The sequence below is a fragment of the Plantibacter sp. lyk4-40-MEA-4 genome (assembly GCF_030209415.1).
Classification (GTDB): Bacteria; Actinomycetota; Actinomycetes; order Actinomycetales; family Microbacteriaceae; genus Plantibacter; species Plantibacter flavus_A.
In genome coordinates, this window is sequence record NZ_JARVSA010000002.1 from 334,649 (window position 1) to 346,497 (window position 11,849).

Consider the following 11,849-nt stretch of genomic DNA (forward strand, 5'->3'; position numbering starts at 1 on the left):
AATTGTGAGCTTAGTCGGCGCCTCGTGCTACATTGTGGGCAGCCCGAATTGAAGGGTCAGAAGATGCCGCACTACGGGGCGGCGGAGCTTCCTTCGCTAGGAAGCGTCACGTTGGAGAACAGGTCCGCATAGCGGGTGACTCAAGCGCTGGCTTCGAAGAGCGGACAGCACAGGATGTGCACGCACGCCAGATACGGAACGGCCACACGACCAGGCGGATGCGGTCCCCATGAGAGCGAACTCATGAGGACTCTTCTATGCCCGCCAACTCTCCCGCCAGTACCTCTCTGCTCGATGCGCTCGTAGCCCCCGCGACGCTGGCCGAGCGACTTGGAACAACCGAGCGCAGTCTAAGCGAATGGCGCATCAAGGGCCGCGGCCCGAAGTTCATCCGCGTCGGTCGCGGTGTCCGGTACCGCCCTGAAGCTGTCGATGCCTGGCTGCTGTCACAGGAACACGCGAGCACCTCTGAGGAGGTGCGTTGATGTCCGACGCACACGTGAGCGACAAGACCTTTCTCGCAGAAACTCCCGTTTCTCCCGTCGCAGCCGCCCAGCAGACGCAAAAACCGCATAATTACGCTGCAGAACGGGCGGGGGGCCTCCTTGGGTCCCCCCGCCCAGAAACTCCCGTTTCTCCCGTTACTCCCGTAGCCACCCCTGTCGCGGGTACTCAACTCGAAGCTGTTCGCACCTTCTTCGAGGCCGCGAAGGCTGCCGAGACAGATAGCCAGATGAAGCGCGCGTCGTTGTCGGCGACAGTGTTCTCGATCATGCAGTACGAGGTGCACCCCGACACAGGCGAGGCGATGATCACCCAGGCCCAGATCGACCAGGGCCTATCGATGGACTCGATCAAGCGGTACGCCTACGCATGGCACGACCTCGACCGATTCGACGCACAAGAGGCTGCAGAGCAACAAGGCAAGGGGCGCCAGGTCGCCGCCGGAGCGTTGAAACCTCGCCATGTCCACCTCGTCGTTCAGTGCGACCATGACTACACGATTCGGCAGATCTCCAACTGGTTCATGGTGTCGGCGGCCAGAGTGAAGGTGCCGCGAGAGTTGGCGCAGGCGGAGGGCCGAAAGTCCTATCTAGGCAACGGCGCGCGCGAGAAGGCGTTCTTCGACCTCTGCCAGTACCTCACCCACGAAGGCAGTAAGCAGCGGCAGAAGCACCAGTATGACCGCGCGACCGTGGTTGCCAATTTTGACTTCGGCGCGGAGCTCGACGATCACATGGCGTCGCGCGCGCCTGGCAGCAAGAGCAACGACCAGAAGCAGCTGGATTCGTTGATGCTCGCGACCATACATGGCGAGATCACCCTGCGGGAACTCCGTCGCGACTACCCGATCTACTACGGCAGGCATATTGACCGTTTCACGAAGTGGCGAGGCGATTTCCTCCAACACCAACCCGCGCCGCCGTATCGCATCTGCTTCTACTTCGAAGGCCAGGGCGGCGTAGGGAAGGATCTGCTGGCGAAGGCACTCGCCCGCACATTGGTCCCTGGCGACTGGGTGCCAGGCGTGCACGATCCCTTCTTCACTATCGGCGGCGAGAACGTGACCTGGCAGGGCTACGACGGCCAGCCCGTCGTCATCTTCGAGGAGGCCCGCGTGGAGAACCTCATCCATTCGATGGGGCGCAAGGAACTGTTCACGTTCATGAATCCGTTTCCGGAGAAGCAGTCGATGAATGTGAAGTACGGCTCGACTCAGCCCGTCAACACGATCACCATCTTCACCGGCCCAGATCCCTACGACGTGTTCCTCGACGGGCTAGCGGGTGAGTACGTCGACAAGGCCGGGATCCAACACAAGGCAGAGAACAAGGCTCAGTCCCGTCGGCGAGTGCCATTCATCATCCCGGTCCGCGAAGGTGAGTTCGACCTGCTGGTCAACAAGGGGTTCGCGGACAACACCAGAGAGTTCCACGAGTACTACTCGTACAGAAACCTCCGTCAGAGCATCGAACAGGTGCAGATTCGACTCAAGGGCATCTCCGACGCGCCGCGCCGCATCGAGACGCATCTGGCGATTGAGGCGCGTCAGGTCGCTCCGATCAAGGATCAGTTCGAGAAGGTGCTGGCCGCGAAGTCATCCATCGACGAGGACCCAGAGTCGTTGATCTTGGAGTTTGCAGAGCTCGGAAAGCCGATTCCTGAAGAGGAGATCGCTCAACGCGCCCTCGAGCGCCAGCGTAAAGCGGCGTTGGCAGCCGCGGCCGAGGAAGCACGCCACGCTCGCACCTGGGGCATTGGACATGAGGAGGTGACCACTCATGTCGCGTGACATCATCGCGCAAGCGGATGGCTGCTTCGACGCTCGGCGTCCGGCAGCTGCCGACCCGTCACGCGTCCAGCGTGATGGGTCGATCGGACGCCCACCAGGGCGTTCCCGACGGGCGGAGCACGGAGGTGCCCCGCAGGGCACCAGGAACTTTGAGGAGCGCAGCGATCGCAAAGTGTATGGGGCTACACCTTCGACTACCGCGAAGGAGACGACCACCCTCCCGAAGACACACAGGGGTAGTTGGCTCCTTTGCGGTAGTCGAAGCCCCTCGGGAGAGGCGCCGGAGGCCCAGCGTGGTGCCGCGTCGAAGACGAGGCACCACGCTGGACGCGCTGAGAGGAGGGCCGCATGAGCTACACGATGACCTTCGACGCGTCCCACAAGGTGGGACGTTCTGGCTCGCACGCACGAAGCTTCTTCCGCCACATCGCGCGCGATGCCGATCTGGCCGCCGGCTTCACCTTCACGCACAGCAACAGGAACATCGTCCCGACGCGCACGTCCTCCAACTTCACACGGGTCAACGATGGGGCGGGTGGGTTCCGGGAGCTCGTGTCCGTCGACGGTGAGGCTCCATCTCAGGAACTCGAGAACTACCTCGAGGAACGTCTCGCGTCGGTGAAGAAGCCTCTTCGCAAAGATGCCGTCGTGATGCGAGGTCTCATCCTGCAGCTCGACCCGAAGTGGTTCGATGATCACAATCCAAGCTGGCGGGAGGATGGTCTGAATGAGGAGGCAGCTGCCCACACCGTCGCATCACTCAACTGGGTCAGTCAGGAGTTCGGCGCCAGCAACATCGTCGGCTTCTCTGTTCATCTGGACGAGTACAACCCGCAGCTGCAGGTGATGTTCACCCCCGTCACCAAGGACGGGCGCCTCGCTCAAAAGGAGTTCTTCAAGGGTCCACAGGACCTCAGGCGTCAACATGCAGAACTGCGCCAACACATGGCCGAGGCAGGTTACGACGTCGAGCACCAAGTCACGGAACGATCGACGGAACACCTCAGCAGCAGTGAGTTCCAGGCGAAGGCAGATCGAATTCGCTACGCGCTGCAGGATGTCGAGACGAAGAGGACGACATACGAGAGCATGACGATCGGCCTCGGGAAGAGAGCGGCAGCCCTCGATGGACGCGAAACCAGCATCGTTCTGCAGGAGCAAGAGGTGGCCGCGGCCCGTGAGGAGGCGAGGCTGGCTAGCATGGCCGCAGAATCGTCAATGACCGCGGCGCAGACGGCGCAGCACGCGGCCCGACGCGCGAAAGAGGAGGCCGAGCGCGAGCGCGAGCGTCTCCGCATCACGAATGCGCGGCTGGAGTGCATCCCGCCGGACGTGGAGCGCTGGCTCGACAAGGCGAGATTCGGCGGGAAGCCGGCGCGTGACTACTTCAATGAAGCTGCAACCCAAGCTCGTGCCACTCGCGCTGAGGTGCGGCGACTCATTGAAGGAGACGGAGGCTTGAGCCGTGAACGGCCGCACAGTATTTCCCCGGAGGCTCCGTGAGCGAGCGGGTCGCCGACCGGGCTATCGCCGACGTTGTCGAAAGTCCAGCGTCGCTCCGAATGCAACAAAGTGATCCTTCTACCGCTGCTACTACCCTCAAGACATGCATCAAGATGCCGACGCTCCGCTTCGATGTGCGAATCGGACCCAGTGCACTCCCGAGACAACATGGTAAAGCGTCGGCATCACTACCTATCCCAGTTCCTCCTTACGCCCTTCTCCGAGAGCGGTGTGCTCACCGTTCTCCCACTCGACGGTTCCGCCGAACGGCCCGGGACCACGAAGAGCATCGCCTTCCGCCGCGATGCGCATCGTGCGGAACTGATCGTCCCCGATCCTGACACGTTTGAGGACGCCCAGGCCCGCCTCGAGATGCGCGCGGCGCCAATAGTCAGACGTCTCGTATCGCAGGGACACGCAGAGGTGCCCGAGGCCGAGCGCGAGATTCTCGAACGTCTGATCGTTTTACACCTTCAACGACACCCCGTGATGATGGAGTTCGCGAGCTCGACTGTTGCGGCCGAGCAGGCCAACCTTCGAGAACATCCACTGTTCGAACGAGCGCACGCCGACTATCTGTCGCACGCTGTGTCATTCGCTGCTCTTCTTGATGACGCTGACTTCGCCTACGGCGGCGACGAAGCCAAGCGCTGGACACGGTATCGCCGAGAGCTGGGTCAGTATCGGTGGAGCGTCGTCTCGTTCGACCGCCCATCTTTGGTGATCTCTGACGTCTGGGTGTGTGCATCGCGACTTACGACCCAGAGAGGTGTCCCTGCGCGAGCCTACGGGTTTGTCGGCATCGCGGAGGCCGAACGCATCACCGTTCCTCTCAGCCCGACCGCAGGACTGCTCCTGTCCCGACCTGGACGGACCCGGCTGCGCGCTGAGTCGTTCAACCGGACTTCAATCCGCTCGGCGACCGACTTCATCGCGCACCCACCCAGCTGGCCGAACAGCGCGCCAGACCTCCACGCCCATGCTCGCATGACCATCCGGGACCGCCTCAAGCCGCAGTCCCGGGAGTCGGATCGACTGCTCTAGCGCAGGCCAGGCCGCGCGAGATAAGGCCGAGGATTCACCTGCCGTTCGCTAATGTCGATTCTAATCGGGGTCGGGATCAGACGGGGTTGAGCATGACGCGCGCAATGATTACACGCTTTCGCAAAATCGACAGGTATCGAGCTTTCGAGAATTGGAACGACGAAGGTCGCCCGAAGGTTCTCGCACGCGTCAATCTCGTCTACGGGACAAATGGGAGCGGTAAGAGCACGCTCGCGAACTTGCTTCGCGCGTGCTCGATAGATGCCGAGGAGGCGAAGAGGGCCGGGATAGAGTTCGATGTGTCAGTGGACGACGTCGCCACGGTTGTCACCGAGACATCGCAAAACTTTTGGCCGAGAGTCCGCGTTTTCAACTCCGAGTACGTGCGCGAAAACTTGAAGTTCGATGATGCGAACGGACCTCGCTCCGACAGCCTCCTGACACTCGGCAAAGCAAATGTTGATGCAGAACGCGAGCTTGCGGAGATCGATAACCGGCGCGCGAAGCTTGAACCAGCTGCGGCTGCCGCCCGAGCAGGCGCGAAGGGAGCGGACAAGTCGCTGCAACAGCGAATGACAGAGGTGGCCGGGTTCGTAGTCGATGATCTGCGTACGTCGCCCGTGGCGACGTACCGCGGGACCAACGCGTACACACGAGCTAATGTTCGAGCATTGCTCGCCGGCGATCGCACAGTTTTCGATGGCGCATCGACGGATATTCCGGCCGACCGCAAACTGGCGACCTCGGATGCGCTGCCTCCCTTCACCAGGTTCCAACGCCTTCAAATGCCGGACGCCGAATCCATCCAAGATGTGGCGGTCGCACTCTTGGCCTCCGATGTGACGGCACGACCGCTGGCTAGGCTGACCAACGATGCCGCTCGAGCAAACTGGGTCCAGGACGGCATTGCGCTGCACGAGGGAGAAGGGACGTGCTCGTTCTGCGACAGTCCCATCACGGATGAACGTCGCGCCGAGCTAGCGGCTCACTTCGACAGGTCAATCGTCGATCTACAAGCGCGAATTGACCGTCAACTGCAGCTCCTCACTCAGGCGAGCACGTCATCAAGAGCCATGGCTGAGAGCATCCCCAGGGACGCGGAACTATACCCGGACCTAGCCGGCGCACTTCGGTCGGCCAGGACGGAAGTTCGCGACCAGGTGGACCGTTTTGAAGCTCTCATTGTCAAGCTGTCATCCGCGCTCGAGACCAAACGTGCGAACCCGTTCAGCTCCCAAGTCATGGAGCTGGGTTCGGTCGTGATCCCCACTTCGGATGCGGTGCTAGCCGTGATCGACGCTCACGAACAACGACGAAGCGAACATGTCGCACGTGCCTCAGAGGCTGCTCGAAGAGTTGAACTGGCCCGCGTTCGTGCGATTGTCGACGAGTACGACTCGAACGCCGACAGACTCCGTGAAGCGAATGAGCAGGTCGTCAGAATCGAAGCTGAACTCGACCAGTTGAGTTCAAGAGCAATCACGCTCCGCCATGTGAACGCCGACCCAATCCCGCAAGCTGCTGAACTCACCAGCAGTGCAGCGCGACTGCTTGGTCGCTCGGACCTCGCGTTTGCGCCCAGTGAGGATGGGAAGCAGTACCGCATTGAGCGGGGCGGGAGTCCCGCCACGCACTTGAGTGAGGGCGAGCGAACCGCGATCGCACTCCTGCATTTTCTGGCCAGTATCAGGGAGGGGGTTGTCGTGGGCGACGCGCCCATCGTCGTTATCGACGACCCGGTGTCCAGCATGGATGACGGCATTCTTTTCGGCGTTTCATCCTTCCTGTGGTCATCGCTCGTTGAGAGCACCCATGCAAGCCAGGTCATTCTCTTCACGCACAACTTCGAGCTGTTCCGACAGTGGGTGGTGCAGCTAGAGTCCGCGGGAAAGTATGTCTCGGGTGGCTTCACCATCCATGAGATTCGGATGCGCCATCGCAGCAGAGGGTCCGGCAAACCACGCCGACTTCCGCAGCTGGACCCTTGGACCGAGAATCAGCAGCAGAGCCGCCGGCTGCGGTCTCTGTATCACTACCTCTTCGCGCGCGTAGCGCAGTCCGTCGTCGCCGCGACCCCAGAGATCAGCCTTGCTGAACGGATGGATGTTCTAGCGCTCGCCCCTAACGCGGCACGGAAGATGGTTGAAGCGTTCCTGAGCTTCCGATTCCCCCAGCACATAGGGAACTTCCACGGCGGAATGAAGGCAGCTATCAACAAGCTGGATGATCCAGCGATCCGCACCCATGTCGAACGATACCTGCATGCCTACTCACACAATGAAGAAGGAAACATCTCTGCCATCGTGGATCCAACCGAAGCTACGGTAGTGCTTCGGTCACTATTTCTCATGATGCGCGCCAACGACGCCGTCCACTTCAGTGCGATGTGCGCGGCGCTCGGCATCGATGAGGCGGCACTGTTCGCCCTCGCGGATAAAGCGTCGTGAATCTCTCCCGGATCCAAACCGTCCCACCTGGGCAACATGTCGTCGAGGAGCCCTGCGGCACGTCCAGCCGGAGCATTCAGTCGAACTCTGAGGCAAGCGGCCCATGACGGTCCTACCTCGCCCCAGTGCACGCTGGCTCCGTGATCGGGACCAGGACAAAATGGCGTGGGCCAGCTAGTGGTCCGAGTCGGGACACAGCAGAGGCCCCGCTAGTTCGTCTGGCTTACCGGATGTCCACCAAATGGTCCTCCACCGGACCGCGACTTCAAAGGATCGAAGCGTGCCGCGACTGGGAGTCTCCTGACAAACACTGCGGCGCGGAGAGCAGGCGGTGTCACTAAGAGGTTGATCCTCGCGTTCACCATCGCTGCTCGAGAACGAGCAGATTCGAGGGACGGCAGACTTATCCGCTGGCGCAAAATGCCGCTCCGCTGCGTCGCACCACGATGGTTGCATTTGCCCCGAAGTCCCGGCACGCTTGCGCCATGTCGACTCCTGAGATCCCAGCTGATGCACCACGGACCGCGACGTCCGTAGCTCAAAGCCATCGTGCTTCTGACGAATCGGTGAGGGAACTCGCGGATGCTGTTGCCTCCCTCGGACCAGACGGCCAGTACATGGTGGACGCGCTAATCGAGATGGTGCTCGCCCAACGGCCAGTCGTCGCAACCTCTGTGGGCCGGGAGCAGAGGCAGCTCTTGATCGAATCCGGCGCGGTCATCGAGGGCCACCTCGCTGCAGTCGAAGCCAAGGTAGGGCGAGGCTCGCTGGCGCTCGCGGGCATCGAGTCACAGTTCTCGCGACTTATACGCACCGCCTCGCTGGAGAAGACGGGTGCCTACCTCGGCTGGGACGAGAAAGCGGTCCGTGCGGCTGCGTCGGAGGGACGGCTATACGTGTTCGACGTCGCCGGCCGGCTTCGATTCCCCCGCTGGCAGTTCCACAGGGCCGCGCCCGACGGTCTTCTGCCTCACCTGGCCGAGCTGATCGATCTCGTTCCCCCTCACTGGACGCCGCAGGTCGTCAGCGGCTTCATGGAGACCAGCCAATCGAGACTCGTCACAGAGGGGCCCACACGGCCCACCGAGTACATCATCCGCACCGGCGACTTTGATGCGGTCCGGGACGCCATCGAATCTTCGGGTTGGAGGTGACGAGCCGCAAAACCAACCGATAGCAACAGCGATGCCACCGACAGACGGGACGAGAGCAAATGGAAATGAACACTTGGATGGGCCCGGCGGGCCAGCCCGTCGAGGACACAAACGCATGGGCGCCTTCCCACGAAGAGTGGATCATCGAGATCGCCAAGTGCGCGGCCGACCGTCGCGCGGCACTCACGGAGGGGCACGACCCGCGTTGGGAGTCGCTTTCTACGCCGCAGCGCGAGTATCTCGAGCAGGCCGCAGATGACTTCCTGCACGCGTATCAACAGGCGCAGGTGAACTTCTTGAGGTACCAGAAGGACGGTCCCCTGGAGCGTATGGAGCGCGTCAACGGCAAGCTACGCGAGATCGTCGAGCCGTGGAGGCCGGGTCGACGTTGACGATAGAACGGCAACGGGCACGCTTCCGGCGTAGCTGATCCAGTCGCGCGGTTCACCGTTTCATCACCCAACCGTGAATGCTTGCACCACAGGCGCACCACGACGGCCACGCACAAGCAGAAAACCCCCGGCTAACCAGGGGTTTTCTGTGGCGGTACCGGTGGGATTTGAACCCACGGTGCTCTTTCAAGCACACAACTTTTCGAGAGTTGCACCTTCGGCCGCTCGGACACGGTACCGGGGTCGAGTGTAATAGAAGACGAGCGCCGACGCGAATTGAGCGATGCCGGTCATCCACAGGCGGCGCGGAGGGCCGGCGGTGTCGGTGGCCGCGCTTAGGCTGGCCGCATGGCCAAGGCACCCTCCCCCGCATTCCGCTGCACCGAATGCGGCTGGACCACCGCCAAGTGGGCCGGTCGATGCGGCGAATGCCAGCAGTGGGGAACGGTCGTCGAAGCCTCGGCTCCCACCGGTGTCCTCGGCAAGCTGACGCCCATCCGCGCCACCGACGAGCGCGCCGCACGCCCCATCACCCAGGCCAGCGCCGACGAGGCACCGCGCTGGTCGAGCGGCATCGCCGAGTTCGACCGCGTGCTCGGCGGCGGCATCGTCCCCGGCGCCGCGATCCTCCTCTCCGGCGAGCCGGGCGTCGGCAAGTCGACCCTGCTGCTCGAGGTCGCATCCCGCGCGGCGAAGACCGGCGCCCGCGTCCTCTACGTCAGCGCCGAGGAGTCGGTCAGCCAGGTCCGCCTCCGTGCCGAACGGACCGGGGCCCTGCACGACGACCTCTACCTCGCTTCCGAGACCGACCTCGCCACCATCCTCGGCCACATCGACCAGGTGCAGCCCAAGCTCCTCATCGTCGACTCCGTCCAGACCGTCTCCTCCTCGCAGTCCGACGGCCTCGCCGGACAACCCGGCCAGGTCCGCGAGGTCTCGGCCGTCCTCACCCGCATCGCCAAGGAACGCGACCTCCCGATCCTGCTCGTCGGCCACGTCACGAAAGACGGGTCCATCGCCGGCCCCCGGCTCCTCGAACACCTCGTCGACGTCGTCTGCCAGTTCGAAGGCGACCGCCACACCGCGCTCCGCTTCCTCCGCGCACAGAAGAACCGCTTCGGCGCCACCGACGAGGTCGGCTGCTTCGAGATGGCCGGCGACGGCATCGCCGAGGTCCCCGACCCCAGCGCCCTGTTCCTCAGCCAGAACGAACCCGTGGCCGGCACCTGCGTCACCATCGTCATGGAGGGACGCCGCGCGCTCCCCGTCGAGGTCCAGGCGCTCATCAACAAGACGCAGGCACCGAACCCCCGCCGGGTCACCAATGGCGTCGACCCATCACGTGTCGCGATGATCCTCGCCGTGCTGCACGGCCGCTACTCCTACGACCTCACCGACCACGACGTCTACATCTCGACCGTCGGCGGCGTGAAGATCAGCGAACCGGCGGCCGACCTCGCGATCGCCCTCGCCCTCGTCTCCGTCATCCGCGACCTCGCCCTCCCCCGCGACCTCGCGGCCTACGGCGAGATCAGCCTCAGCGGCGAAGTGCGCCCGGTGAGCGTCGCGAAGCAACGCGGCTCGGAGGGCAACCGCCTCGGCTACAAGCTGCTGCTCAACTCCGACGTCAGCAACGACCTCAAGTCGGTGCTGGGCATCGCGAAGACCGCAGCCGAGGCCGCACGGCCCGCCCGACGCGAACGCGAGCTCGACGCGGCCTTCTGAGCACTACTCGGCCGGCGCCTCGAGCTGGAGCACCCGCAGGAGTTCCTCCGGCGACGCCTGCAGCGAGTGCGGGCCGGCGACGTCGAACAGCACCGTCTCGATGTCGTCGCCGTAGGTACGGAGGAAGCTCGCGAGCCAGACGCCGTCGTGTAGACCGACGTAGGGCGGCAGGGCGGCCGGCTTGTTCTTCGCATCGGAGAAGAGGAGCAGCGCGAGCCTCGCGGTCTCAGGCTGTCGGAACATCCAGACCTCGCCGGTCTCCGTCGGCTTGTCGGGGTTGCCCGGCTTCATGAGCGGGACGACGAACCGGCCGTTCCGCAACGCGAGTGCCACGGCCACCATGTCGCCGGCGGCGAGGGCCGCGGCCAGGGGCTCGGAACGGAACTCGGGTCGCTTCTGCTTCGCCATACGTCCATTGTCGCAGGCCGGTGCGGGGCTGCGGGTCGAGCACTTCGACAGGCTCAGTGACCGGGCGGACGGCTCGTGACTGGGAGGGCGGCTCCGTGACCGGGAGGGCAGCCCAGGGACCGGGACGGCTCAGCGAGCAGGTTCGGTCAGTTGAGCAGGAACTGCGCGCTGTCGGCGGAGGCGAAGCCGCCGATCGAGGTGTTCAGGTGGTAGGAGGCGCCGCCCGCGGGCACCGGGTCCCGCGGCTGGTCACAGGTGTCGGGCGCCGACCGCGTGCGGTCCCAGGTGATCGGCGGGTTCGACGAGACCGTCTTCCCCGGCTCGAGGAGCACCTGCTGATCGCTCGGTGCCGTCTGGCAGTCGGTCGACGTCCAGTACGGTTCCTCGCCGCTCGAGACCGTGAACACCTGCTGGCTCGTGCCGGCGTTCATCGTGCACGCGGCCGAGCCGGTGTTCGTCACGCTGAGCGAGAGCTGCGGGAGTTCGTCCGCCGCGAAGCTCGTGCCGTTCACGACGGCCTCGACGCGGATCTGGTCGGCGGTGCATGCGGCCGCCGAACCGGGGTCGGTGGTCGCGGCCTCATCGATCGGCGCGGCCGTCGACGCCTCAGGAGCCGGCGTCGGCGCGGGGGTCGCGGTGGGCGTCGGGGTCGACGTCGCGGCCGTGTTCTCGGTGCCCGGACCCGACGCGAGACGGACGATGAGCACGATGACCAGGACGATGACGGCGAGCAGGACACCGAACACGATCAGCCTGCGTCGCCAGTAGACGGCGGGCCGCTCCGGTCCGCGGGGATTCGTGAGGCTCGACATGCTCACAGATTAAGTGCAGTGGCGCGGAAACGCCCGATGCCCCGCCGTCGGTGCGGACCGTGGTCCGACCG

General features: G+C 63.9%; 10 protein-coding genes and 1 tRNA gene. 8 read left to right on the plus strand and 3 right to left on the minus strand.

All coding sequences use genetic code 11. The annotated features are described in order from the left end of the window. Positions 1-257 precede the first annotated feature (257 nt). The 7 genes from QRN44_RS03655 (at position 258) to QRN44_RS03685 (ending at position 8,833) form a co-directional block, all read left to right on the plus strand. On the plus strand, positions 258-485 hold the full coding sequence (locus QRN44_RS03655) for a helix-turn-helix transcriptional regulator (RefSeq protein WP_285038285.1): 228 nt from the start codon (positions 258-260) through the stop codon (positions 483-485). Continuing rightward, positions 485-2,293, plus strand: a complete 1,809-nt coding sequence (locus QRN44_RS03660) for a P-loop NTPase family protein (RefSeq protein WP_285038286.1) — start codon at positions 485-487, stop codon at positions 2,291-2,293. The genes QRN44_RS03655 and QRN44_RS03660 overlap by 1 nt, the downstream gene beginning before the upstream one ends. A gap of 348 nt (positions 2,294-2,641) precedes the next feature. Further along, positions 2,642-3,796, plus strand: a complete 1,155-nt coding sequence (locus tag QRN44_RS03665; protein ID WP_285038287.1) for a plasmid recombination protein — start codon at positions 2,642-2,644, stop codon at positions 3,794-3,796. Positions 3,797-3,964: 168 nt separating this feature from the next. Next, entirely contained in the window at positions 3,965-4,840 is an 876-nt protein-coding gene (locus QRN44_RS03670) for a DUF4238 domain-containing protein (RefSeq protein WP_285038288.1), read from the plus strand. A gap of 92 nt (positions 4,841-4,932) precedes the next feature. Then, the gene (locus QRN44_RS03675; protein WP_285038289.1) at positions 4,933-7,287 is read left to right on the plus strand and encodes an AAA family ATPase; all 2,355 of its coding nucleotides are present in this window, start codon (positions 4,933-4,935) and stop codon (positions 7,285-7,287) included. Positions 7,288-7,772: 485 nt separating this feature from the next. Continuing rightward, positions 7,773-8,441 carry a hypothetical protein gene (locus QRN44_RS03680; protein WP_285038290.1) on the plus strand — a complete coding sequence of 223 codons (669 nt, stop codon included), beginning with the start codon at positions 7,773-7,775 and terminating at the stop codon, positions 8,439-8,441. 59 nt (positions 8,442-8,500) lie between these two features. After that, a complete protein-coding gene (locus QRN44_RS03685) occupies positions 8,501-8,833 on the plus strand; it encodes a hypothetical protein (protein WP_285038291.1) in 333 nt (110 codons plus the stop codon). A 149-nt stretch (positions 8,834-8,982) separates the two neighbouring features. Here QRN44_RS03685 and QRN44_RS03690 read toward each other — a convergent pair. Then, positions 8,983-9,072 (minus strand) — tRNA-Ser (locus tag QRN44_RS03690). Between the two features lie 109 nt (positions 9,073-9,181). Between QRN44_RS03690 and radA the strand changes: the two genes are divergently transcribed. Further along, positions 9,182-10,558 carry a DNA repair protein RadA gene (gene radA, locus QRN44_RS03695; protein WP_064294317.1) on the plus strand — a complete coding sequence of 459 codons (1,377 nt, stop codon included), beginning with the start codon at positions 9,182-9,184 and terminating at the stop codon, positions 10,556-10,558. Positions 10,559-10,561: 3 nt separating this feature from the next. On the opposite strand, the gene QRN44_RS03700 is transcribed toward radA, so the two are convergent. Both QRN44_RS03700 and QRN44_RS03705 read right to left on the minus strand, forming a co-directional pair. After that, complete coding sequence (locus QRN44_RS03700) at positions 10,562-10,966, minus strand: SseB family protein (protein WP_285038292.1); 405 nt, start codon at positions 10,964-10,966, stop codon at positions 10,562-10,564. 146 nt (positions 10,967-11,112) lie between these two features. After that, the gene (locus tag QRN44_RS03705) at positions 11,113-11,778 is read right to left on the minus strand and encodes a hypothetical protein (protein ID WP_064294319.1); all 666 of its coding nucleotides are present in this window, start codon (positions 11,776-11,778) and stop codon (positions 11,113-11,115) included. Positions 11,779-11,849 lie beyond the last annotated feature (71 nt).